This window comes from Methanosarcina vacuolata Z-761, assembly GCF_000969905.1.
GTDB classification, from domain to species: Archaea; Halobacteriota; Methanosarcinia; order Methanosarcinales; family Methanosarcinaceae; genus Methanosarcina; species Methanosarcina vacuolata.
The window spans coordinates 871,275-895,483 of the sequence record NZ_CP009520.1 but is presented as its reverse complement, the minus strand read 5'-3'; the positions used below and the strand labels follow the sequence as shown (position 1 = coordinate 895,483).

Annotated in this window: 26 protein-coding genes, 1 tRNA gene and 2 pseudogenes; 17 read left to right on the top strand and 12 right to left on the bottom strand. The window is 38.3% G+C overall.

Annotation, left to right across the window (positions count from 1 at the left end):
- Window positions 1-326: 326 nt before the first annotated feature.
- The 3 genes from mtrH to mtxX form a co-directional block, all read right to left on the bottom strand.
- Window positions 327-1,259, bottom strand: a complete 933-nt coding sequence (gene mtrH, locus MSVAZ_RS03890) for a tetrahydromethanopterin S-methyltransferase subunit H (RefSeq protein ID WP_048118310.1) — start codon at window positions 1,257-1,259, stop codon at window positions 327-329.
- A 114-nt stretch (window positions 1,260-1,373) separates the two neighbouring features.
- Complete coding sequence (locus MSVAZ_RS03885) at window positions 1,374-1,967, bottom strand: tetrahydromethanopterin S-methyltransferase subunit A (protein ID WP_084626056.1); 594 nt, start codon at window positions 1,965-1,967, stop codon at window positions 1,374-1,376.
- A gap of 4 nt (window positions 1,968-1,971) precedes the next feature.
- On the bottom strand, window positions 1,972-2,823 hold the full coding sequence (gene mtxX, locus MSVAZ_RS03880) for a methanogenesis marker protein Mmp4/MtxX (protein ID WP_048118307.1): 852 nt from the start codon (window positions 2,821-2,823) through the stop codon (window positions 1,972-1,974).
- Window positions 2,824-3,307: 484 nt separating this feature from the next.
- On the opposite strand from mtxX, the gene MSVAZ_RS03875 reads away from it, so the two are divergent.
- Both MSVAZ_RS03875 and MSVAZ_RS03870 read left to right on the top strand, forming a co-directional pair.
- The gene (locus tag MSVAZ_RS03875; protein ID WP_048118304.1) at window positions 3,308-5,326 is read left to right on the top strand and encodes a replication factor C large subunit; all 2,019 of its coding nucleotides are present in this window, start codon (window positions 3,308-3,310) and stop codon (window positions 5,324-5,326) included.
- A 1,225-nt stretch (window positions 5,327-6,551) separates the two neighbouring features.
- Window positions 6,552-6,625: transfer RNA gene (locus tag MSVAZ_RS03870), tRNA-Val, on the top strand.
- A gap of 95 nt (window positions 6,626-6,720) precedes the next feature.
- On the opposite strand, the gene MSVAZ_RS21485 is transcribed toward MSVAZ_RS03870, so the two are convergent.
- Window positions 6,721-6,843, bottom strand: coding sequence for a hypothetical protein (locus tag MSVAZ_RS21485; protein WP_255351965.1), 123 nt, complete (start codon window positions 6,841-6,843; stop codon window positions 6,721-6,723).
- A 312-nt stretch (window positions 6,844-7,155) separates the two neighbouring features.
- Here MSVAZ_RS21485 and MSVAZ_RS03865 point away from each other — a divergent pair, with 312 nt between their 5' ends.
- Complete coding sequence (locus tag MSVAZ_RS03865; protein WP_048118300.1) at window positions 7,156-8,589, top strand: carbon starvation CstA family protein; 1,434 nt, start codon at window positions 7,156-7,158, stop codon at window positions 8,587-8,589.
- 890 nt (window positions 8,590-9,479) lie between these two features.
- Here MSVAZ_RS03865 and MSVAZ_RS03860 read toward each other — a convergent pair.
- Window positions 9,480-10,193: an SAM-dependent methyltransferase gene (locus MSVAZ_RS03860; protein ID WP_232316207.1), complete on the bottom strand. Its 714-nt coding sequence runs from the start codon at window positions 10,191-10,193 to the stop codon at window positions 9,480-9,482.
- A gap of 237 nt (window positions 10,194-10,430) precedes the next feature.
- On the opposite strand from MSVAZ_RS03860, the gene MSVAZ_RS03855 reads away from it, so the two are divergent.
- The 5 genes from MSVAZ_RS03855 (at window position 10,431) to MSVAZ_RS03835 (ending at window position 14,843) form a co-directional block, all read left to right on the top strand.
- Window positions 10,431-11,258, top strand: coding sequence for a TrmB family transcriptional regulator (locus MSVAZ_RS03855; protein WP_048118294.1), 828 nt, complete (start codon window positions 10,431-10,433; stop codon window positions 11,256-11,258).
- Between the two features lie 548 nt (window positions 11,259-11,806).
- Window positions 11,807-12,529: a flavodoxin family protein gene (locus MSVAZ_RS03850; protein ID WP_048118291.1), complete on the top strand. Its 723-nt coding sequence runs from the start codon at window positions 11,807-11,809 to the stop codon at window positions 12,527-12,529.
- 1,021 nt (window positions 12,530-13,550) lie between these two features.
- On the top strand, window positions 13,551-13,733 hold the full coding sequence (locus MSVAZ_RS03845) for a CxxC-x17-CxxC domain-containing protein (protein ID WP_048118287.1): 183 nt from the start codon (window positions 13,551-13,553) through the stop codon (window positions 13,731-13,733).
- A gap of 269 nt (window positions 13,734-14,002) precedes the next feature.
- Window positions 14,003-14,335 carry a translation initiation factor eIF-1A gene (eif1A, locus tag MSVAZ_RS19165; protein ID WP_082091021.1) on the top strand — a complete coding sequence of 111 codons (333 nt, stop codon included), beginning with the start codon at window positions 14,003-14,005 and terminating at the stop codon, window positions 14,333-14,335.
- 322 nt (window positions 14,336-14,657) lie between these two features.
- Entirely contained in the window at window positions 14,658-14,843 is a 186-nt protein-coding gene (locus MSVAZ_RS03835; protein ID WP_048118281.1) for a CxxC-x17-CxxC domain-containing protein, read from the top strand.
- A gap of 278 nt (window positions 14,844-15,121) precedes the next feature.
- Here the strand turns inward: MSVAZ_RS03835 and MSVAZ_RS03830 are convergent.
- From MSVAZ_RS03830 to MSVAZ_RS03800, 7 genes and pseudogenes are all read right to left on the bottom strand, one after another.
- A pseudogene (locus MSVAZ_RS03830) lies at window positions 15,122-15,451 on the bottom strand (IS21 family transposase); the annotation flags it as partial.
- A 303-nt stretch (window positions 15,452-15,754) separates the two neighbouring features.
- Window positions 15,755-16,687, bottom strand: coding sequence for a Fic family protein (locus MSVAZ_RS03825; protein WP_052727866.1), 933 nt, complete (start codon window positions 16,685-16,687; stop codon window positions 15,755-15,757).
- Between the two features lie 275 nt (window positions 16,688-16,962).
- Window positions 16,963-17,142 carry a HepT-like ribonuclease domain-containing protein gene (locus tag MSVAZ_RS21660; protein ID WP_332310036.1) on the bottom strand — a complete coding sequence of 60 codons (180 nt, stop codon included), beginning with the start codon at window positions 17,140-17,142 and terminating at the stop codon, window positions 16,963-16,965.
- The gene (locus tag MSVAZ_RS21655; protein ID WP_084626055.1) at window positions 17,129-17,257 is read right to left on the bottom strand and encodes a HepT-like ribonuclease domain-containing protein; all 129 of its coding nucleotides are present in this window, start codon (window positions 17,255-17,257) and stop codon (window positions 17,129-17,131) included. Before MSVAZ_RS21655 ends, MSVAZ_RS21660 begins: the two co-directional genes overlap by 14 nt.
- 54 nt (window positions 17,258-17,311) lie before the next feature.
- Complete coding sequence (locus MSVAZ_RS03815) at window positions 17,312-17,617, bottom strand: nucleotidyltransferase family protein (RefSeq protein WP_048123646.1); 306 nt, start codon at window positions 17,615-17,617, stop codon at window positions 17,312-17,314.
- 644 nt (window positions 17,618-18,261) lie between these two features.
- Entirely contained in the window at window positions 18,262-18,609 is a 348-nt protein-coding gene (locus MSVAZ_RS03805; RefSeq protein WP_048118275.1) for a hypothetical protein, read from the bottom strand.
- A gap of 103 nt (window positions 18,610-18,712) precedes the next feature.
- On the bottom strand, window positions 18,713-18,997 hold the full coding sequence (locus MSVAZ_RS03800) for a hypothetical protein (protein ID WP_048153784.1): 285 nt from the start codon (window positions 18,995-18,997) through the stop codon (window positions 18,713-18,715).
- Between the two features lie 85 nt (window positions 18,998-19,082).
- Here MSVAZ_RS03800 and MSVAZ_RS21650 point away from each other — a divergent pair.
- The 9 genes and pseudogenes from MSVAZ_RS21650 to MSVAZ_RS03755 all read left to right on the top strand — a co-directional run bounded on the left by MSVAZ_RS21650 (window position 19,083) and on the right by MSVAZ_RS03755 (window position 23,733).
- Window positions 19,083-19,313, top strand: a pseudogene (locus tag MSVAZ_RS21650) (type II toxin-antitoxin system HicB family antitoxin).
- Window positions 19,314-19,335: 22 nt separating this feature from the next.
- Window positions 19,336-19,530, top strand: a complete 195-nt coding sequence (locus MSVAZ_RS03790; protein ID WP_048118267.1) for a type II toxin-antitoxin system HicA family toxin — start codon at window positions 19,336-19,338, stop codon at window positions 19,528-19,530.
- A gap of 1 nt (window position 19,531) precedes the next feature.
- Window positions 19,532-19,774, top strand: coding sequence for a type II toxin-antitoxin system HicB family antitoxin (locus MSVAZ_RS03785; RefSeq protein ID WP_048118264.1), 243 nt, complete (start codon window positions 19,532-19,534; stop codon window positions 19,772-19,774).
- Between the two features lie 685 nt (window positions 19,775-20,459).
- Entirely contained in the window at window positions 20,460-20,648 is a 189-nt protein-coding gene (locus MSVAZ_RS03780; protein WP_048118261.1) for a CxxC-x17-CxxC domain-containing protein, read from the top strand.
- A 347-nt stretch (window positions 20,649-20,995) separates the two neighbouring features.
- Window positions 20,996-21,691 (top strand): undecaprenyl diphosphate synthase family protein, encoded by a 696-nt coding sequence (locus MSVAZ_RS03775; protein ID WP_332310043.1) that lies wholly within the window; start codon window positions 20,996-20,998, stop codon window positions 21,689-21,691.
- Window positions 21,692-22,194: 503 nt separating this feature from the next.
- The gene (locus tag MSVAZ_RS03770; protein WP_229394793.1) at window positions 22,195-22,515 is read left to right on the top strand and encodes a hypothetical protein; all 321 of its coding nucleotides are present in this window, start codon (window positions 22,195-22,197) and stop codon (window positions 22,513-22,515) included.
- A complete protein-coding gene (locus tag MSVAZ_RS03765; protein WP_048118252.1) occupies window positions 22,512-22,871 on the top strand; it encodes a toxin-antitoxin system TumE family protein in 360 nt (119 codons plus the stop codon). The genes MSVAZ_RS03770 and MSVAZ_RS03765 overlap by 4 nt, the downstream gene beginning before the upstream one ends.
- A 390-nt stretch (window positions 22,872-23,261) precedes the next feature.
- The gene (locus tag MSVAZ_RS03760) at window positions 23,262-23,513 is read left to right on the top strand and encodes a type II toxin-antitoxin system HicB family antitoxin (protein ID WP_048118249.1); all 252 of its coding nucleotides are present in this window, start codon (window positions 23,262-23,264) and stop codon (window positions 23,511-23,513) included.
- Entirely contained in the window at window positions 23,506-23,733 is a 228-nt protein-coding gene (locus MSVAZ_RS03755) for a type II toxin-antitoxin system HicA family toxin (protein WP_048118246.1), read from the top strand. Before MSVAZ_RS03760 ends, MSVAZ_RS03755 begins: the two co-directional genes overlap by 8 nt.
- Window positions 23,734-24,209: the final 476 nt, after the last annotated feature.

Below are 24,209 nucleotides of genomic sequence, written 5' to 3'. Positions count from 1 at the left end.
TGGACGGAAAGCAAACTTAAACTGTAGAAACCACCGAAGATGCGGGAAGCACCCAAAGACTATGCTCCTGTTTTTTAGCATCTTCAGTGGTATTAACTTACCTCGCTTTCGAAACTTGGGAAAATCAGTCTCGGAGCGAGTTGAATATCAGTTTATCTAGCCCATAATTCATTGTCTGGAACCAACCGTTGCGCCGGTTGATCACGCCGATAGGGTTTGGGGATAAGGTCCTCAAACTCAAATGTTTCTTAGGGTTTTCGCTCAAGCCTTTTTTGAAAAGGCTTGCGGGCAAGCAGTTTTTTAAAAAGGCTTGCGAGACTCGGGAATTATACAAGCAGGTTTACAGGATGCCGGGAAGCAGGCTCTACGTCGAGGTCAGCTACGGCTTCAGAAATCATTATGTCGCTCATGGCAGCCATAGGAAATATGTAGGGGGCATACTCGATGGGCCCATAGAGGATGAAATCTCCGGCTGCTGCTTGCTGCAAGCAGGTTGAACCTACATCACAGATTTTGTAGAGAATAGGGTCTTTCTCTTTCTTCTTATTCAGCCAGTTCCAGGCCGAGGGTGCGTTGTGGATTCCCGAGCCTGTTGGGTGCCCCCATTTTGCTTTTGCGGTGATCGTCATCTTCAGGGCTACGCCTGCTCCATTTCCCATAGGAGTGATACTCGGGTCTATAAGCTTGTTAATTATCCCGCATCTGTCTGCAATTGAAAGTAATCCCTCTTCCAGAAGGCCTGCTCCATTTTCCAGCATTTCCATCCTGCCCTTCAGAGATGAGTCTGTTGCATTGAAGCCAAGGATTATCGAGCTGTCAATATCAGATAGAGCAAGAGCTTCAATTTCAGATGCATTTACGCTCATGTTTATAGAGTTATAGATTGCTTTGTCTGCAAGCCCGATTTCGCTAACATATTCTGCAGCATGGGAACGCACGGGTCCTTCGGGGGAGTCGATAAGAAAAGGAGCTTCTGATATTTCGGCCACAAAATCAATGTAACGAGTAATGCTTTCAGGGGTAGTACCGAAAATGTGGATTATATGCGGGTTTCCTGTTTCTTCCGCACTTGATTCCTGCAGATTTATCAGTTTTTCGGCAGCATCCCGGTCAAACAGGCCTCTTGCACCGTCTTTTACGATATCATGCTTATCATAAAAGATAGTACCTGCAAGCACGGTAGGAAGCTCTCCTGGCTGTCCACCTATCTTCACTCCTGCGATGTTAACGATTTCCTGTTCTTTCTGAAACTTAAACATTTTTTACACCCTCAAAATCTACAGGTTAGTATTTTGTTTCAAAATATGGTAATTTGCACTCGAATAATGTACATTCGAATAATGTACACTCGAAGTAGATCTCTTAATTAGAAATTAAAAATCCTTTGTCGGACAAACAACTCCTGAAGTTGAGTCCATAACAAACTCTTCGGAGACTATTATATCACCTGAATGAGGAATCGTGAAAGTAGATTGTCTTTTCTTCTGGGAAATAGCTACAAGAGGTTCCTCCGGATAAACTTCCCCTCGATCCTTATATTTTCTCACAATTTTCATTATTTCCTCGAGGTTTGTTAGTCCTATTCTGTCAAGAAGCACTACCTGTTGCTGAAAGCGTTTGACTGCTTCTTTAGATATGTTTTCTATGAAAGGGATGGCACCCTCAGAACCAATAATTCTTCCCTTTTCGTCAATCCCATTTGCATGGATTGCGAGCAGGGAATGGCCTGCCAGGTGCCCCCTGGATTCCGTCCCGCAGATAAGGATGTACCTTATATTGGAATTTGAGATGGTATTTACGATTATTTTTTCGACTCCCAGATTTTCGGTTTTTGAGCTCCCCCATAGGGCCGCTTCAGGTGAGGGATTTATCTGGCTCGCAAGAGTTACCACTGCAATCCGGGATATCGGATTTCCTACCGTGTAGTCACCTTTTACTATCGGCCATGTATCTGCAATGTTTTTCAACAAATCACCTTTTTTGTCTTTCCTTATTAAGGTGAGACAGTGCACTTGCAAGCATTATGGCTTTCGTAAAATGCCCACCTACCCTTGATGTATCTACAAAAACATAATCGTCCATAAGCACAGGCGCTCCAAGCCCGTCACCTCCACCCAGGAAAGCAATTGTCCTGAAAATGAGGTTTCCCGAAATTCCATCAGGGGCAACAATAAAGTTCGATTCTTTTATGGCGTCTTCAATAAGAATTGTGTAATGCTTAGCATTGATCCCGAGTTCAACAGCCCGCCTTGTCACGAATTCTCCGTCTGCAAGAGTCCTGTCCACACGTTTATTCCTTCCGATGTCTCCAATTCTGCCCCCCGACAGCACACCAACCTTAGGCTCTATCCCGAATCTCCTTATGTGTTCGGCACCTAGCGTTATCATCCTGAGTTTGTCTGAAATGGTGTTCCCCTCATCAATCCCTACAGGAGCGAGAAAGAAAGGTGTCCCGTCAACCGTGAGGAGCAGAGCAAGCCGGCAGATTCTTTTCTTTCCTAGAGCTTCTTTGAGGTGAGCCAGAGCTCCCGATGCCTTTGCAGTGCCTCTTATTGCTGCATCGACTTTTCTTGAAATCATAAGTTCTGCAAGAGTCTTCTCGGGCTCGTCTGTGTCCACTACCTCGAGTTCTGTGCCGATCTTATCAATTTCCTTCTTAATTCCCACCAGGACGACCTGTGCATATCCCAGTTCCTGGGCTTTCCAGGCACTCTCTAGCATTTTGGGATTCGGATCCCTTATTCCCATAGCTACTCTGGCCCTGTTAGCCCTGGCCCTCATTTCGATAGCCTCAAGGAGGGCATCCATGCTATTCTTTTCCATATCCATCCTGACTGTTGTGTAAGATTTTAAGTAGTTCAAAGAAGTACAAACACGATCATTAATTAATTTTGTCCCCCGAGTCCCCTCTCGGGAGGACGGTGCCCTTTTCTCTCACTTCTTTCGCTCAAGAGGGCTGAATTATGGGCTAGAGGAACTGATTTTCGAATCCCAAAGAGTATACAAATTGAGTTTTTTTGTTTTAATGGTTGATTATAAGTATTGGCGGGCTAAAGCCAAGGAGAGTGCTGGTAATAGGGACGGAAGGAGGGAGGAATAACAGGTTTTCTTTTTAAATTTGTTCTGGCAATTGAAGGTATTGTTTTTATGGGAGCAAAAAGACTTTAATACATATCAAAGTGTAAATTTATCATTGTTATTTAAAAATCGGTATCAGAGGATTGTAGGGATAAAGATTATTACATAATGAAGAAATTAAAATGTATAGAGTTAAGAATGAGTTCTTTTTTTATTGGTATGGTTTAAGATGACGTTGGCAATTGAATGGGCTGAGAAATACCGTCCACAGACCCTGAAGGAGATTGTAGGGAACAGGAAGGCGGTACAGGATTTGCGGACCTGGGCTGAGAAATGGCTTTCAGGCATTCCAGAGAGAAGGGCAGTGATCCTTCATGGGCCTGCAGGAGTAGGGAAGACTTCTACTGCCCACGCTCTTGCCCGTGATCTGGATTGGGAAGTCATTGAACTCAATGCAAGTGACCAGAGAACTGCAGGTGTTATTGAAAAGATTGCTGGATCGGCAGCTTCAATGAATACCCTCTTTGGAGGAAAACGCCTGATTATCCTGGACGAAGCGGACAATATTCACGGGACTGCAGACAGGGGTGGAATGCGGGCTATTGCAGGAATTATAAAGAGTACGCTTCAACCCATAGTGCTGATTGCAAACGACGTTTATGGATTGACTCCCACTATCCGGAATCTTTGTATGGAAATAAAGTTCGGCTCAGTGCAGAGTCGCTCAATGGTTCCTGCTTTGAAGAAGGTATGCGAGAGCGAGGAAATTTCATGCAGTATGGATGCAGTCCAGCAAATCGCTGAAGGGGCGGGAGGCGATCTAAGAAGTGCAATCAACGACCTTCAGGCTACGGCTACAGGGAGAAAAACTCTGGAAGTTGAGGACATCAGCACTTCAGGCAGAGACGTCAAGGAAAACATCTTCAAGGCGATGCAGAGAATATTTAAGAGCACGGACTGTAAAAAGGCGCTGGAAGTAGCTCGCGGGCTTGATGAAAGCCCTGAAGACCTTGTACACTGGATAGATGAAAACCTGCCTGTCCAGTACGCCTCTAAAGATGGAAATCTTGAGGATATAAAAACTGGCTTTGGTTATCTCTCCAGGGCTGATCTCTATCTTGGGCGCGTAAAAAAACGCCAGAACTATAGGATGTGGAGGTATGCGAGCATGTTGATGGTCTGCGGAACTGCAGTCTCAAAGACACGGCCCTACCCCGGATTTATTAAGTACCAGCCTCCTTCTCTCTGGAAGAAAATGGGGCAGATACGTTCGAAACGAGACCTCAGGGATAATATAGCTTCTAAAGTTGGAGAACACAACTTCGAGTCCATGCGCTATTCAAGAAATAACCTTCTGGATCTTTACTCTCATATGTTAAAGAATGAAGAATCCGCAGTTGAAATTACTGCAGACCTCAAGCTTGAACTTGAGGAATTGATATATCTCTCGGGTAGCGCAAAAGCCAGTAAAAAGCTGCAGAAAATCTATGACAGGGCGCAGGAACTTCTCCTTGAAGGAAAAGAAGAAGCTGATGGAACTGAGTTTTTCAGGGCTCCTGCTCCCTCAGGCAATAGTAAAGAGGACCCTTCTGGTTTCTCGGTTAAAACCTCGAAAGAAAAAGCTGAGAAACATTCTGAGGGGCTTGAAGTTCCTGACTCCAGGACTTCCCAGGGCGGGCAGAAGACTCTTAACTTTGGTTTTGTTGTCTTATCTGAGATTTCTCCAGAAACTACGAACTCGGAAAATGATGCTTCTGATACCTTCAAACCGGATAACCTAAAATCGGAGAACCTAAAATCGGAAAACCTAAAATCGGAGAACCTAACATCAGATAACCTAAAATCGGAGAACCTAAAGTCGGAGAACCTGACATCGGAGGACCTAAAATCGGAAAACCTAAAACCTGATAATTTTACTTCCGATACTCTTATGCCGGAGCAGGATCAGGCAGGGATTGATGAGATTGGGCTCAAATCTGATAGCCTTACATTCAGTTTACCTGAACACGATAATCTTAAGGCTAAGAATTCTTCATCCCTGCCCGAGACCTTTGAGAAGGAAGCCTTTTCTGACTCCGAACCGACAGAAAACAGCATTTCTCCCGAATTATCCAGAGTCGGGAAATCTATAAACAGTGAACCCATTATCAAAAAAGTTTCAGATAAGGCTGAAAAACCTGAGGTCAAAGCCAGCGAAACTCCTAAAAAAGTCGAGTCGAAAACACAAAAAACGCTTTTCGACTTCTAATTTTCTGACCTTGTTTATTTTCTTAATTTCCTTTAGTTTTCTTACCTTTTGTTAAGTCAGAGACGAATTGATTTTTCTGATTGGTCTTTCTGACTACTGCTAATATGTAGCATATCAATTTTCCAGATAATGTGAATAAATGCGAAGGAAGTTTAGATGCAAAACTGGGCGAGTTAGTATAAATTGACTGAAAAATTTCTGAACTGCTGAACACAGTCAATATAAATTAAGTAAAATCTGTGAGCGGGCTGGAGAGTTTGGGGAATAGTTGGGGGAAATAGTTGGGGGATATTGTTTTGGGGTTATACTATGGAAAAGAGACCCGCTCACTCGAGATGAATACTTATTCATCTTATAAATAGCTTTTCATTTATATAGTTGATGATTTATAATTACCAGTTTATAGTTTACGGTTTTTTATTTTAGCTAGAAATTCTACTTTCAGGATTAAAAGTCTATAAATGACTATCAGGTAGAGTTAAGTACTGAACCTATCCAAATTCCCTTTTCTAAATCATTAAATAACTAAGTTGGCTTCTAAATGAGTCTCCAGTACCATATCCCCAGCCAGAGATTACGATTTAGTGTCCAGTGCTTATATAGAAACTCGTGACTTTGAGTCTTTGAATTGTTTCCCTAAATATATATTTCTATTTTTGTGAGAATAAGATGAGCGGGTTGGGAGTATGAATTGGGGTGTTGGGTGTTGGGGTTATCATATAAAATAGAGACCCGCTCACAAGTTATTTCATGCTAATCTCATATAAATATATTTTGCTTAGCTTTTATATCCATTCGGAATTCTTTCAGTAGGGAGTATAAATAGAATAATTTGGGTTTTATAACACAAAGTATTCATTAATTTTCTTTTATTTGTGTAGATAAATATTTAAGTCTAGAAATAAAAAATTAAACGAGTCTTTTGTATTATATAGTTTAGGATATATAGTAAAAATCTGGCATATAAGTAAGTTATAATTCCCCTTTTACGAAAAAAAGAATTATATGTAATAGTATTTCCTTTTTTTGTACAATTTCTTAATTTATAAAGTAATACCAGTATAATTTGATATAATTATAATATTATTTAGTGAATATGGATTTTATTTAATGGAATAACTAACTTTCAGATAGATCCTGTTTTTCTCTCCTAACAAAAGAGATATATATAACTAGTGACATTTTGGTCTTGCTCTTAGAGCGATTCTGAAAATACAGGCAAAATGGGCTCGTGGTCTAGTCGGTCATGACATCGCCTTTACACGGCGGGGATCCTGAGTTCGAATCTCAGCGGGCCCACATTATTTACCACATTTTTTTAATATGTGTTATAAATTCTTATTTTATAATATTCCAACTTTTGTTTCTAGTTTAGCTTTTGCATCTTTGTGTACTTAAAGTTCACATTTAAGCTCTTTTTCAAGAGAAATTACATCCAAAAGTTTACCTTTATATTCTGTTTTGAAAATATGAACCGTTTCTCCTGTAATGCTTACTCCTGATTGTGTAAGTCCCATGGAAGATATTATTTCTCTGGTTTTGGTCTGAGTTTTGTGAACTTTAATTATCCCCAGATATAATTGTAATGTCTTCATCAACTTTAGTTTGGTCACTGGAGTCAATTGATACAACCAAAATGGCCAGGTAAATAATTCACAGAATACGTCACGTAAAACTATAACCGATAGTAACTGGTACTATTTTGCTTTACTCCCAAACTTATTGACAGCAAACGGGTTTTGAGTACATTTGAGGGAAGTCAGCAAATATCAAAAATTTCATTGCTAAATAGAAACCAACAAATAACAAAAATTTCATCGCTAAATAATATGATAAGTTTCCTGATTTCTCTGATCTTTCTTATACTGGGTTATTTATTATATGGTGCGTTTGTCGAAAAAGTATTCGGAGCTGATCCATCACGAAGGACACCTGCATACACCCATGAAGACGGTGTTGATTTTGTCCCTCTCAGCTGGCCCAGGATATTTCTCATCCAGTTCCTCAACATTGCTGGCCTGGGCCCTATATATGGCGCTATTTTAGGAGCCTTATACGGTCCGGCTGCTTTCCTGTGGATTGTCCTGGGCAGCATTTTTGCAGGAGGGGTTCATGATTACTTTTCCGGAATGCTAAGCATCCGTCACGAGGGAAAGAGCATTGCAGAGATTGTGGGGATATATTTAGGCAGACAGGCAAGGATTGTCATGATTGCGTTCTCCATCATATTACTCATACTTATAGGGACAGTATTTATGTCCGGACCTGCTGGACTTCTGGCAAGTCTGGGGTTTTCAGGGCTACTGGCAAAACCAAACTTCTGGCTAGCTATTATCCTTCTCTATTACTTCCTGGCTACTGTTGTTCCGATTGACAAGATCATAAGCCGTATCTACCCCTTATTCGGAGCAGTCCTATTGATAATGGCATTGGGCATTTGTTCCATGCTTCTCATCAAAGGATATGATATTCCCGAAATAACCTTTCGAAGTTCTCATCCTGACGGCCTTCCTCTGTGGCCTATGCTTTTCATAACCATAGCCTGCGGAGCTGTTAGTGGGTTCCATTCAACTCAGTCCCCGATAATGGCCAGATGTCTGCCTAATGAAAAATATGGCAGACGTGTTTTTTACGGAGCCATGATAACAGAAGGGGTTATCGCTCTCATCTGGGCTGCTGCTGCAATGTCTTTTTTCCCAGAAGGAATAACCGGCCTGAGTGAAGTTGTCGATGCAGGAGGTGCTGCCCTGGTGGTAAAAAATGTATCACTGGGTTTGCTGGGACCTGCAGGAGGGATTCTTGCTATCCTGGGCGTTATTGCATGTCCAGTTACATCTGGAGATACAGCGTTCAGAAGTGCACGTCTGACCATAGCCGATGCCATGAGCCTGGATCAAAAACCTATAAAGAACAGGTTGATAATAGCTATTCCACTATTTGCTATAGGATTCAGTCTGACCATGATCGACTTTACTATAGTCTGGCGCTACTTCGCTTTCTCGAATCAGGCACTGGCTACTATAGTCCTCTGGACATCTGCGGTATATCTGTCTAATAACGACAAATTTCACTGGATCACCACTATTCCGGCCACATTTATGACAGCAGTGGTGACAACGTATATCTTACAGGCTCCTGAGGGGTTCGGCTTACCTAGCAGTATCACTTATCCTGCAGGAGTAATCTGTGCAGCTGCCGCTTTCGGTCTATTTGCCACCTTTTTAAGAAAAAGATCTCTCCCATTAGTTTTACACAGTGAGTAAAAAATATAAGGATAATTGATCGCCAGGTATAAAATGAAAATCTTATCCCTAATACTTTACAAAATATATTTTTCCTGCTAGCGGTCTGCTTAATCTTCCCCAAATACGGTTGTTAGGAAAAGTGAAATCAAAAACCCGTGAATTTTACGGATTCAAACGAAGTTTAAAAGGAACACTTTGCAGAGCCTTTTTGATAAAATTGATCTTTTCCTTTTGGGGAAGGATTTTTCAGATTGAATGTGAACTTTTCCTCATGGTTAGTTCAGTTTTAATATATTTCTCCAGCCGACGGACTACTGGAATCTTTCCCTAATACGGTTGTAAACTCAAAATGAAATCAAAAGTTCGTGAATTTCGCAGATTCAAAAGGAGTTTAAAAGGAGTTTAAAAGGAGTTTAAAAGGGGTCTTTTGCAAGGCCTTTTTGCCCAAAGTGATCTTTTCCTTTTGGGAGGAATTTTTAGATTTAAATGAACCTATCTTCACGTTCCGAAAACACTGCAACATACAATTGAAGAGTAGCAGTTTCCAACCACTCATTTTTTTCCTTTATCTGTTTGGAATGAAAGCAATATGACTTGAAAAGTACTTTCGTTTCTTTTCGCCTCTAATTTGAATAATTTCATGTTTGGTTTTTAAAAATATCACTATGTTCTTCTGCTTTACTTGAAATTTTTAAGTAGAATCTATCCCAAACTAACATTGTGTTGAAATTACAAATGAAATTACAAATATAGACTTATGTCCTTCTATGAAATCGATGATGTTCTATGGAATCCATATAACCTTATTTCTCCCCAAAACCACATCCCTGAAGATCTCATACCGATCTAAGGAAGTTAATGAACGGAACTTTGTAGGCCAAGTCTTGAGCTCCTCAACAGATTTTGAATCATAACTTTGTAGCTATGATTGAAACCAGATTAAAGTAGTTTCCACCTTCTGCTTCCATCATTCCTATATCCCTACGAGCAAAGTCGTTGTCACACATAAGCCAGTCTTTCCATGCTTCTTCAAAACAATTTAATTCTTTGCATTCTTTAATACTTACCAAATCAGAGTTTTTCCATAAATTATACCACCAATCACATGAGTGTAGAGTTAAAGTCATATCATCAAACCAGTATGGCACTAATTCTGCTGGAATTCCATTTGTAAATTCCTGCTTCAAGCCCGGAACTGCAACTGCAATTTGCCCTCCTTTTTTTACGAGTGGAGCAAAATGCCTTGTCAAATAATCTGCTTCGATTCCAAAATAATGATAGGCATCTACGCTTATAGCAAGATCAAAAAATTCATGTGCAAACGGCAAATCGTGGGCTTCTGAATGTATTGGTATTATTTTATCTTCCAGTCCCATTGACTTAATTCTCTCATAGTTATCTGTTGCACTTATCCAGAGATCAGTTGCAAAAACTGTAACATCATATTCTTTTGCCAGGAATATCGAGGTCAGCCCTCTCCCACATCCAAGATCGAGTATTCTCATGTCTTTCTCAAGCTTCAAAGATTCTGATACTTCTTCAAGAATCTTCATTGAGTTTGGTCCCATCATGTTTTCTTTAGCAAAATCAAAATCATATTTGTTACTTTTTGTAAACATCATCTTGACCACTTTTAGTTAATCCATCCCATATTATTTTATGGAGTTTTTTTATTTAGAATTGTTCTATAGATTTCGAGGCAACCTTCATCACATATTGTTCTTTTATTTGAACGGATGTATTCAGTCAGTATAGCCTTTAACTTAACAACTTTACCTTCATATGCTTGAACAGTAGTCTTAATATCGTTCAGAAAGATAACCGTTTTACTCTACAATAAACTGAAAAGTAGTGAAAAGATGAATGAAAAATTACTTGCAAAAATTGGATTGAACAGGTATGAGAGTTCAGTTTACCTAACACTTCTAAAACAAGATTTTATTGAAGCAAGCAAATTATCACATGCATCGAAAGTCCCTATAGGAAAAATCTATGAGGTTCTCAAAGCCCTCAAAAACTATGAGCTTGTTGAAATCCAACCGTCAAGACCACAGAGATACCGAGCTGTTGATCCTAAAAGCGCATTTAAACTTATGTACAAAAGAAAAGAGGAAGAAACACTCAATGAGCTCAAAATGCTCAAAGAAACATTTGATGAAATCGAAAGGGAACTCTGCAACGACAATTCACCACAAAATGCTGAAACTGTCTTCTGGCCTGACAGATTTCGTAATAATGAACTAAAAGAAATGGTAAATTCATCTTTTGAGAAAATCGAGCATGAAATATGTGTTGTAATCCATATGAAGTACAAGCCTGGAAGATCGGAGCTATATGATACCTCAGTATCCACCTTTAGCAAAGCTTATTTGAGTTTAATAGAACGTGGCATAAAAGTTAAAATTTTAGACCCGGGATCACAACTACTGCCATCATTAAAAGAGCTTATTGATTCGATAGAAGACCTGTCGTTTAAACGCTATTTTAAGGATCTGATGGAAATAAGAATTTTAGAAAACGAATACAATTTTACAATCATTGATTCTAAGATAACCCTGATAGATATTGAAGATCAGTTCAATATGAGTAGAAATCTCGGTATGGCACGAATATATGATGAATCATATGCTAAGCGATTCAAGACAAAATTTGATGAACTCTGGACAAAGGGCGAATTGTTTCTCTGACTTGACTTGCAAAGATATCCGTAAATTTCAATTTTTCTATTAGTTTTTGCCTCTTTTTCCTGAAGATGAACGTAAAATCGAAACTTTTGAACTCTCTTTTTGATGCCTTCAAAGTTTATTCATTGCAGCCATATTAAAAAAATATATTTTTCCTGCCGGCGGTCTGCTTAAGTCTCCCCCATATACGTTTGTTAGGAAAAGGATTAGAAAAGCGAAATTGAAAGCCCTTAGTTTTTGTAAATATAAAAGGAGTTTAGAAGGAGCCCTTCGCAGGGCCTTTTTGAAAAAGTGATCTTTTTCTTATTTAAAATTCTTCACGTTCAATTCATTGCTAATGCAGGTTAGTGTGGTTTCTCAAATATATTTATATGTTTGGATGTAATTAATAGTTTAACGTAAGATTTTATCAGTGGAGCTTTTTTAATTTTAGTAAGACCCGAAAAATGTGATGTAAAAAATAGAAGCTTTAAAGGACTACTTTTTGACGTACCAAAACATCAGCTCATTTCTTGTTAAATGTGGTTAAGGTAAATTGGAGGAAATCACATATGAAAGTTCTGGCAATAAATTCCAGTCCTAGGATGGATAAAGGCAATACGGCTTTGATATTAAATCCCTTTCTTGAAGGAATGAAAGAGGCAGGGGCGGAGGTAGAATTGTTTTATACAAGGAAACTAAATATCAATCCCTGCACAGGTGAGTTAAACTGTTGGCTGAAGACTCCGGGTAAATGTTACCAAAATGACGATATGAACATATTATATCCCAGGATCGATGCCGCTGATGTTATAGTATTTGCTACCCCACTTTATGTAGATGGGGTCACAGGTCCAATGAAGAATTTGATTGATAGAACGATACCCAGAGTAGAGCCTTTTTTTGAGCTGCGAGATGAACATTGCCGCCATCCGGCGCGTGTGAAAACTAAGGTCCCCAAATTTGTACTTGTTTCCAACTGCGGTTTCTGGGAAAAAGAGAATTTCGACCCCTTGATTGTGTTTATGAAAGCCTTTTGCAAGAACGCATCGGCCGAATTTGCAGGGGCACTTTTGCGCCCTCATGGTGAAGCAATCCCTGGTATGCTAGAAATAGGTGCACCTATAGATGATATTTTTGAAGCAGCAAAAGAGGCAGGCAGCCAGCTCGCAAAGGAACAAAAAATGTCACAGGAAACCCTTGATATTGTAAGTCGTGACCTCCTTCCAAAAGAGATGTATATCCAGATAGTAAATCAGTATTTCCAGCAGTGTCTGGACGAACTAGAGAAGTGATTAACACAGTTCACTTCCCTAACACAGTTCACTTCCCTAACACAGTTCACCTCCCAAAATTTTAAATTTTTTGAAGTTAGTGGATTGAAAATAGATTTTCCATGTTTTTAATCTAATTTTCCGGAGCATTCACAATTAATTTGAAATATATTTTTTCCGTCGGCAGTTTCTTTGATCTCCCCCAATATGGTTGTGAAATTAGTAAAATTGAGAACTCGCGAGTTTTTTAAATTAAAAAGAGTTTAGAAGTAGCACCCCAGAGGGCCTTTTTGATAAAAGTGATCTTTCCCTTTGGGGGAGATTTTTCTGCTTGAAGTGAAAACCTGATAACCGATTATATTCTACTAAATTTGAATTCATGCGTCTTCGGTTAAGTGAGAAATCGTGAACAAATTGCGTCAATTTCCTCACTGTGCATTAAATATTTTAAGAAATTGTGAACTGGAACAGGGTATCGATTTCATGTAAAGAGGCAAAAACTTAAGGCAGGCTTCTAATGAAAAATCGATAGTTTCCGGGAAAGAGAATTCCTCAACCGGTGATCAATGAATGTGAATTATGGATCAAGGAAAGCTATCCGAACTGGACCGCCTAATACAAAAGAAGGAATCTTCTCCACGATAAACTTAGTTTTGATATATTTTTGCTGTCTGTGGTCTCTGTTGAAATCTCCCCTAACTTTGGTGAAAAAGTGATTAACTGAAAACTCGATATTATATGGATCTAAAAGGGAGCATGTTGTAGGGCCTATAAGTTTTACTTAACCGATAATAGCCGGAATCAGAATTTCAGTTATTTATACACATTTTACAACTTTGATTGTAAAGTTATCTCACACTTGAAAGAGTGCATTTACTTTTCTATAGGTGTATTTATATAATTTGACTATCTAGTATATGTGTTGAAAATAAAGAGACGTATAATCTGTTATTAAAAACCAATTTTTGTTTTTTAATTTAAGGGTCTATACAATCTTGTTTTTAAACTATTGACTATCCGCTAGAGCGGAGGTGAAACGAAAATGGCTTTTAATGACAGAAATTTCAGGGGAAATTCCAGAGGTTTCCGTGGTAACAGCGGACCAAGGGAAATGACAAAAGTGACCTGTTCTGATTGCGGTGTTGAGACCGAAGTACCTTTCAAACCCACCGAAGGCAGGCCAGTATACTGCAGGGACTGTCTTCCTAACCACAGAAAATTCTAAGGATAATCTGCATCAGGTGTTATTAATTTGTAATTAACTTTTACATTGACACCTGATTCATCTTTTCTTTTTGTTTTTTTGGTTTATTCTCTTTGTTTCTTTACTTATTTCCACTAGTGGAGCAGGAAAAAGAAGGAACAAAACAGCATCGAGAATAATAATTGGTGCTAATTATTTAATTTTCAACTTATCAGTTTTTAACTCAACTTATATAGAAATCAATCAAAGATTATCGAGGAGGAATTAACCTGGCTAATTACAGAAGCACTATTAGAAAACGAAGATCAGGATCGACAAAGCCCGTAAACTCAGGAGATAACCCTGAAGTATCTAGGGTAAGAATTCCCCGCAAGGACAGAAATGAAGTCCTGGCAACAGTATCAAGTTTACTTGGCTCGAAAAGGGTAACGCTTCAGTGTATGGATGGAGTTGTCCGCATGGGCAGAATCCCTGGCTCTAAAAAGAAGAGAATGTGGATTCATGAAGGCGATATTGTCATAGCCAATCCCTGGGAAGTACAGGACTCTAAAGCTGAAATAGCCTGGAAATACACAAGGCCCCAGGTAGAATGGCTTGAACGTAAAGGCTACATTAAGTACTGATTTGAAATTATCGAATAAGATGCCTAGCATAAGATAGGTAACTGAAATAAAGGTATCTGAAAAAAGATGCCTGAAATCCATATCTTGGTCACTTTTATTTGTTCCGTAAGCCCTGGACAGAAGGTATTTTCTCATTTGAGAAAGTATGGTTTCAGTTTTTCATAGATAGATTTATATATTTTAAGCTTGATGTACATATGTTGACAAATAAAGATCCGTATAACCATCTGTTGTTAAAAACCAATTTTTGATTTTAAACAAAGAGTTCTATACAATCTTATTTTAAACAATTAACAAAAACTAAAACAAAGGTGAAACAAAAATGGCTTTTAATGACAGAAACTTTAGAGGAAACAATTTCGGCGCTCCCAGAGAAATGCACAAGACAACCTGTTCTGATTGCGGTGCTGAAACCGAAGTGCCTTTCAAACCTGATCCAGAAAGACCGGTTTACTGTAGAGAATGTCTTCCTAACCACAGGACACCCAGAGAAAACCGCAGATACTAAGTGTTATTTCTGCAATTAAGTTTGCATCAACACTTATTTCTTTTCCACTTTTTTAAAATTCACATAGATTCTGGATATGCTTTTTAAGTTAACTACTTATCACGTTTATTCAGTTTTAATATATTTTTCAGGCGGGTAAGCTACTGGGCTAGTAAGCTACTGAAATCTTCCCCGAGTACGTTTGTAGATATTGGGAAATTAAAAATCTGAGTTTTCGAGATATAAATGTGTTTAAAAATAGCCCTTTGAAGGTCCAAAAAGGTTTATTTTAGCTCTTAGCGGAGTAATCCAGGTATTTCATCTAGTTTGGCTTTTCTTATAAAATCCTTAACTATAGTTTTTCCTCCATCAAAGCCCATATTCTGGATTTCAAGATAGAGACAAGCAGAGGCACAGGGACCTTCATTAATCCTTTTGAGTATGTAAGGTTTATATGGGTCAAGTTTACTGGGTCTTGTTGGACGTTTGCAAGATTCGGGCGCCGTTTTAAGGTTGAGATATTTCCTTACAGTTTTCCTATCGTGATCTATTTGTCTGGCGATTTCACTGATACAGAAGCCTTGTGAATGCAACACTTGTATCAATAACCATTCTTCCTTTTTCAGCATGATTCACAGTCCTCAACATTCGTTATGAATTGTAAATCTGGTATTTTAAACCGTTGACACTGTAGAATTTTTAGCTGTTGTTGGCAGTGGAAAGTTTTTCTAAAATCTGTTATTTTTGCAGATTTAAAATGAATTTAAAAAACCCCTCTGAAGAGTTTTTTGCTCAACGTGATCTTTCCTTTTTGGGGAGGGACTTTCTGATTGAAAGTAACCTTTTCGTCACGTTCAATTCAGTTTTAATATATTTTTCTGCCGGCGGTTTGCTGAAATCTTCCCCGAATACAATTGGTAGGAAAAGTGAAATTAAACATCCTTTTTCCCATGCTCCGATAGATATTGCTCAATTGCACGTTTTGAACTATGCCATGTTTTTCCTATTTTTACTGCATCCAGGAGCCCCTGTCTAGCTCGCAGGCTAAGATATTCCTGAGAATAAGGAGTTTCTATAGCAAGTTCTCTTAGAGGTAAAAGTTCATCGTTTCCTCCTGAAATGGAGAGATATAGGGTCATGTTTTCATCCACAGCTCTTGCAATGAAATTGGCAAATTGTTCCAGGTTTCCAGAATCTGCGGCTCTAAGGGATTTGTAATATTTTCCTCTATCCTCTTTTTTGAGTATGACAGGAGGATAATCTCTTGCCATCAAATACAGATTTGTGAGAAGCCGGGCCACTCGGCCGTTTCCGTCAATGAAAGGATGAATTTCAACAAACCTGTGATGCAGGAAGGAAGCTGTTTCAATTGGATGTTCTTTGCTTTCAGTTATCATTTCAATAAGTTCATCCATTAGTTTAACTATCTTTGACCAGTCGGGGGGAGTCTTTACTGCACCTGCTATTCTCACATTTCTTGTGCGGTACTTTCCGGCGTCCTCAAGTATACCCCGGGTAACGATTTCGTGAATCTCCTGAATTGTGACATGGTCTATTGCAAGTTTCTTCTTTGCCAACTCTTCCATTCGATCAAAAGCTTTTGCATTGTTGCTCGCTTCAAGATGTTCTCTAAGCGATTTTCCGCCAATCGTTAGCCCTTCTTCCAGAACAAGTTTTGTCTCCTGAAGTGTTAGTGTATTTCCTTCTATTGCATTGGAGTGATAGGTATGAACCAGCCTCATTTCTTCATGTAGCCTTGCTAAAGCGTCTACAGGAATGGGCCGCATGAGGTTAAACTGCTTCATTTTTTCATTTATTCGTGCAAGAAGTTCTTCTTGAATCAGGGGTGTATCGGTATGTGTCATAATTTGATGTATCCGATATGTACTCTCTGAGATATATCGGTATCGGCAATTTTTAGAGTTATCCGATATAACTAGTTCTTGTTTATATCCCTTCAGTTAAAGTATATTTATTCGGCAGGCAGACACTGGAATCTTCCCCGAATACTTTTGTAAAATCAAAATGAAATCAAAAACCCGCGAATTTTATGGATTCAAAAGAAGTTTAGAAGTAGCCCATCGCAGGGCCTTTTTGATAAAAGTGATCTTTTCCTTTTGAGGAAAGTTTTTATGACCATTTACATCTTATCCAATATACGTTTGATATCCGGCTTTGCTTCGGGAATACCCTCTTTAACGGATAACCAGACTACTTTAAGGTTCACTCCGAAGTAAGCATGAATCAATTTGTCTCGTATCCCTGCCAGATCTTTCCAGGGAACGGAGGGATATTTTTCACGTATATCAAAATGGGACATTCTTTGTTGCTTCGCCAACGATCTCTAGAGCCCTAACTACTGCAAACTGCGTTTTACGATCTTCGGCAAATTCTTCAAATGTCCAGCCGTTGATAAATTCTTCTGCTGCTTCCATTGCATCATAGATATCCTGGATATAGTCTTTTACTTCACGAATTTTAATCCCTCTTCAAACAGCTTCAACTTCACTCAGGATATGTTTGCCTATATTCGGCTTCAGCGCATCTTTCATAACAAGGTCTACCTTAATACCCAGAGCATCTGAAAGGTAGTTTTCAAGATTGACAAATTTAAAAATAGTAGGGGTCTTGCTGAACTCAACGAGTATGTCCAGATCACTTTCTGATTTTTGCTCTCCCCTTACGTAAGACCCAAAAATTCCCATGTAACTGACGTGGTACTTTTCTTTAAGCTCAGGCAGCATCTCATGGAGTTTCCGAATATAAATGTCAGCTTCTTTTCGGTTTTCCGGCATTTTTTCAGGCTCTATTTGGTTCCTTTTTGAGATAACATAGTATTTTGCAGTTGTAGTATTTATAATTACTAAGAGGGAAAGTGAACGTCTCTTCACATTCAATTCAGTTTTAATATATTTTTCCAGCCGGCTGTCTGTTGAAATCTTCCCCGAGTACGTTTATAGAAATCAAGGAAATTAGAAACCCGTAGTTTTTGCAAATTCAAACGAAGTCTAGAAAGAGCCCGCCGCAGGGCCTTTTTGAAAAAAGTGATATTTTCCTTTTTGGGGAGAACTTTCCAATTTAAGTAACTTCTTCACGTTCAATTCAGTTTTAATATATTTTTCCTGCCATTGGTTTGCTGAAATCGATCCCGAACACGTTTGTTGAGACAAGGTTCAGAAAAATAAAACTCGAAAAGCCCATGATTTTTTGCAGATTTTGAAGGAGCCCTTTGCAGGGCCTTTTTTATAAAAGTGATCTTTTACTTTTGCTTTTTGGGGATTTTGTGATTGAAGTGGACCCTTCTTCACGTTCAACTCAGTTAAAATATATTTATTCTGCCGAGGATCTGTTTGAATATTCCCCTAATACCTTTATTAAGAAAATAAGTAACAACTCAGATAACTTGGAAGGGGTTACACTTATTCAGCAACAAGCAAAATTATTTTATATTTTTTAATATGTCCAACAATAATAACCTTGCGTCTTTATTAATATTTACAATATAAATATCGTAGTTTTTAGATATACTCAGTATAGATTTCATTAATTCTTGACAAATTGGACTTTTCAGTTCATTATAATAGTTCGTATAAAATAGACAGGGGTCTATTAAACCTAGTCTATAATTATTTGCCAGCTTATTACTGGGCGAGAGTACAGGGCATTCCATGATCTGGTCATTCTTTACATACGCAGGAATATTCCGCATACAAATGAAGAATTTTGCAGATGGATTATCAACCAGTTTTTCATTTAATCGACTGAAATCAGTTTCTTTAATTGCCATTTTTATCCACTCCTAATTTGATTTATTTTATCCATAAGTTTGTAACTGTAATTGACATCATCAATTAGATATAGAAACTTTCTCGTGGAAAAAGTTTGGAGCCTTAGAAGGCTGCCTGAATAGTTATAAGCTCGTGAACTTTGAAGATTCCAAAGAGTTTATAAGGAGCCCTGCGCAGGGCCTTTTTGCTAGAAGTTATCTTTTCCTTCTGGGGAGAACTTTCCAATTTAAGTAATCTTCTCTTCACGTTCATTTCAGTTTTAATATTTTTTCCGGCCGGCGGACTGCTGAAATCTTCCCCGAACACGTTTGTTAAGAAACGAGTTATGAAAACCTGCAATTTTTGCATAATTTCACTCATTTCTTCATCGGTTTTACCAAGAGTCAAAAACTTAACCCTCCAGTCCGCAGAATCTATATAAGCTCTAGACAGCATAAAACTAAATACCTAAGAGTTCAGAAAGGAAAATATCATGCTTATACAATATATCCACACGGCTCTTAAAAGGGCAAAACACGAAATAATAGATGATGAAGAACCTTATTATGGAGAAGTTCCCGAACTTGAGGGTGTATGAGCTACAGGCAAGACACTTGAAGAATGCCGCAGAAACCTGGAAGAAGTCATTGATGAATGGATTATTGTGAGGCTAAGAAATAGGCTGTGTCTGCCCGGATTCTGCAAGTTTTCGAATTATCTTTAAATATCGCTGAAGATAGATTAAAATGAAAGTGCGTGAGGTTATTAAGCTTCTTGAGGTTGATGGCTGGTACTTGGTTGCTACAAAAGGCAGTCACAGGCAGTATAAGCATCCTACCAAACCAGGCAGAGTAATAATTGCTGGTCATAGTGGAGATGACCTCGCGCCAGGTACATTGAACAGCATATTAAAGCAAGCGCAATTGAAAATGGAGAGCTAACATGTATCGTTTTCTCGTAGTAATCGAAAAAGCAAACAATAACTATTCAGCGTATTCTCCTGACCTTCCAGGCTGTGTGGCTACCGGCTCCACCAGGAAAGAGGCAGAGAAGAATATTTATGAAGCAATTGAAATGCATGTGCAGGGATTGCTGGAGGACAATTTACCCGTTCCGGAATCAGAATCTTTTGCTGAATATGTGGCTATTGCTGAAAAGTCTTCTACAGGTTCTGAAGTTGCGTAAACTGCGTTTTCGATAACCGTTACTTTTTAATTTAATTAAAAATATATTTCTTCGGCCGGCGGACTGCTGAAATCTTCCCCTAAAACGTTTGTAAAATCAAAGTGAAATTGAAAACCCTCAATTTTTATGGATTCCAAAAGAGTTTAGTAAGAGCCCTTCGCAAGGCCTTTTCAATAAAAGTGACCTTTACCTTTTAGGGGAGGTGTTTTCTGATTAAAGTGAACTCTTCTTCACGTTCAACTCAGTTAAAATATATATTTTCGGCCGGCGGACACTAGAATCTTCCCTGAACACGTTTGTTAAGAAAAGCAAAATTGAAAAGCCCTTGATTTTTGCAGCTTTATAAGGGGAACTTTGCAGGGCTGTATTTTAGATCAAAGTGATTCTCTTCTTTTGGAAGATTATTTTAAAAATGAAAACATGTCAACTGGGTCTGAGTTTCAAGAGTTCTAAGAAAATAGGCTTTTGTTTTCCCTGCAAACCATTCCTAGAAATTGTTCTCATTTGAGAGATTCTGTTTCTATTTTATAGATATATTTATATATTTTAAGTGCTATGTATGTGTGTTGATAAATAAAGAGACGTATAATAATCTGTTATTAAAAACCAATTTTTGTTTTTAATCAAAGAGTTCTATACAATCTTATTTTCAAACAATTAACAAAAACAACAAGGTGAAACAAAAATGGCTTTTAATGACAGAAACTTCAGAGGAAATTCTAATTTCGGCGCTCCAAGAGAAATGCACAAAGCAACCTGTTCTGATTGCGGTGTTGAAACCGAAGTGCCTTTTAAACCTGACCCAGAAAGACCGGTTTACTGCAGAGAGTGTCTTCCTAACCACAGGACGCCCAGAGAAAACCGAAGATACTAAGTGTAATTTGTGTAATTAAGTTTAAATCAACACTTACTTCTTTTCTACTTTTTTTAAAATTCACATAGCTTCGGAATATCCTTTTTAAATGAACTCTTTTCGATGTTCAATTCAGTTTAAATATATTTTTCCTGCCAGTGCTCTGCTTAAAATCTCCCACGAATACGTTTGTTAGGAAAAGTGAAATTAAAAACCCGCGATTTTTGCAGCTTTATAAGGGGCACTTTGCAGGGCTTTTTTAGATTAAACGATTTTTTTCTATGGGGGAGATTTTTCTGATTAAAGTTAAGACTTCCAACTAAATTCTAGGCATAAAATTCGTTAGCTGAGTTCAGTGAAGATTATTTATAGTATTTTTAAGCAAAGAAATAGGGGGTTATTTTCTGGATATACCTAAATTTAAAAGACTACCAGGACACATAGCTATAATACCGGATGGAAACAGGAGATGGGCTTTAGACAGAGGCTTAGAAAAGCATGAAGGATATAAACATGGAATAGTTCCAGGCCTGGAGCTATATGATATATGCGTAAAAATAGGAATAGGCGAAGTTACTTTTTTTGGATTCACTCAAGATAACACAAAAAGGCCTCAAATTCAAAGAAAAGCGTTTGTAGATGCCTGTATAAAGTCAGTTAAAGAACTTTCCAAACATGATGCTGAACTTCTTGTAGTAGGGAATACCAATTCGGACATGTTTCCAAAAGAGTTACTCGCATATACAAAGAGGACTAAATTTGGGAGAGGTAAAGTAAGGATAAATTTTTTAGTAAATTATGGTTGGTACTGGGATTTAACATATGCAGTTGAGAACTCTTCAAATGGTAAAAAAATGATAGAAAATATTGCATCAGCAGAGATTCCAAGAATAGATTTACTTATCCGTTGGGGAGGAAGACATAGACTCAGTGGAATGCTTCCGGTTCAAACGGTATATTCGGATATATACGTGGTTGATGAAATGTGGCCAGATTTTAAGCCAGAACATTTATTCAATGCACTAGAGTTTTATCAAGATCAAGATATCACACTGGGTGGATAATTGACTTTCTTGCCTTTTACCAATTCATTAAAATTGATTTTTTTCTTTCTTGGGCTGTTTTCAGATTAAGTTGAAGATCTGTTAACCGAATCTTGTTTTCATAGGAGCCATCTGAAACTGGATCCTCAAATAGGGAATGAAATCCTCTCAGTTATTCCAATTCAATTGAAATATATTTTTCCCGCGGGCGGTCTGCTTAAATCTACCCCGAGTACATTTATGAAACCAAAGTGAAATTGAAAATCCGTGATTTTTGTAGATCTTTTCTTAACAAACATAAAAAGCCCTTCGCAGGGCCTTTTTGCTCAAAGTGATCTTTTACTTTGTGGGAGAAATTTATTATTTAGGTGAGCCCTTCTTCACATTTATTTCAGTTTTAATATATTTTTCCTGCCGGCGGTCTGCCTTAATTTCTCAAAACTATTTTTGTAAATATGGTGGAAAAGATAGATTCTATGAGTATACAAATACATTTAAGATTGAAAAGACAAAATGCTAGTTAGGTGATACTATTGGGAGAAGCTATCGAGTACGTAAAAATTCCTCGTAAAATCTTTGAACCTATCAGTGACATGGTGAAAGTAGGCCTTTATAAAGACGAACAGGAGGCATTAAAGCAACTTGTGCATGACCAGGCTGAACAAAAGATCGATTACTATGGAAAAAAGGTAGCTGAAATGGAGAAAAAGTACGGTATGGACTTTCCTGCTTTTGAAAAAAGAATCCACTCGAGAGTAGGGGAAGAAGACTTTGAAGAGTGGGATGATTTCATAATCTGGGAAAGCTATGTCACAGCTTCACGATATTGGGAACAGTTTTTATGACAATAAGCAAAACTGTTGCTGCTCTTTCATCCAGTGAGATTGTACTTGAATTAAAAGTTCTCAAAGCAATAGTTGAACCCCCTGTCCAGGCTTTAAAAGCAAGAGCAGCTCTCAAAGATGGCTACATATTGCAAATTAGTGAGAGTATGGGCCCCGATTTCAGACGATATTCTTATCAATTGCAAAAAGAGGATGCAACGATTAAGCGTTGGGATAATTCTCCACACTGGAAAGATCTAAAAACATTCCCATATCATGTCCATCACGGAAATGAAGCAGAACCCAGAGAATCTCCCGAAGTATTTATAGAAGACATTCTCCGTGAAGTAAAGAAATTGCTGAGTTCAAATCCATAATTCAGTTTTAATATATTTTTCCTACCGGCTGTACGCTGAAAATCTTCCCCGAATACATTTGTAGAAATCAGGGAGAATAGAAATCCGTAGTTTTTGCAAATTCAAACGAAGTCTAGAAGGAGCCCTTCGCAGGGCCTTTTTGATAAAAGTGATCTTTCCCTTTTGGGGAGGTTTTTCTGATTAAAGTGAAATTCTCTTCACGTTCAATTCAGTTAAAATATATTTTTCCGGCCGGCGGACTGCTCAATCTTCCCCGAATACGTTCCTTAATATTTGTCAAGAAAAGATAAATTGAAGACTGTAATTCTTACAGGTCTAACCGGATTCACATAACCTATATAAGATTTAAACAGCATAAAACTAGATATACCAGTTCGGAAAGGTGTAATTATGCTCATCCAGTACATCCACGCAGCTCTTGAGAAAGCAAAATACGAAATAATCGATGATGAAGAACCTTATTATGGAGAAGTTCCCGAACTTGAGGGTGTATGGGCTACAGGCAAGACACTTGAAGAATGTCGCAGAAACCTAGAAGAAGTCATTGATGAATGGATAGTTATCAAATTGAGAAGCGGACTGCCTCTGCCCCGGATTGGAGACTATGTGATCAAAGAACCGGGAGATATTGCAGTTGTCTAAGCTAGTCCCTGTAGATTGGCGAACTTTTGTTAAAAGATTGCAAGAACTGGGATTTGAAGGTCCCTATTCTGGCGGAAAGCATCCTTTTATGAGAAAAGGAGATCTTGTTTTAACGATTCCCAACCCACATAAGGGTGCAATTGGGATTGATCTTCTGACAAGAATTCTTAAACAAGCTCGTATTTCAAGAGAAGAGTGGCTTGAAGAAGAAGACTTGTGAAGACCTCAAGTCCATTTATATTGAATTCAGTTTTAATATATTTTTCTTGCTAATTGTCTGCTGAAATCGACCCTGAACACTTTTGTTGAGACAAGGTTCAGAAAAATAAAATTGAAAAGCCCGTGACTTTTTGCAGATTTTGAAGGAGCCCTTCGCAGGGCCTTTTTAATTGAAGTGATCTTTCCCTATTGGGGAGAACTTTCCAATTTAAGTGAACTTCTCATCACGTATATTTCAATTAAAATATATTTCTCCGGCCAGCGGACTGCTCAATCTTCCCCAAATACGTTTGTAGATATTGAAAAACTGAAAACCTGTGAGTTTTCTAGATTTAAATGAGTTTATAAGGAGCCCTACGCAGGGCCTTTTTGAAAAAAGTGATCTTTCTCTTTTGGGGAGGTTTTTCTGATTGAGGTGAGCCCTTCTTCACGTTCATTTCAGTTTTAATATATTTTTCGGCCGGCGGACACTGGAAT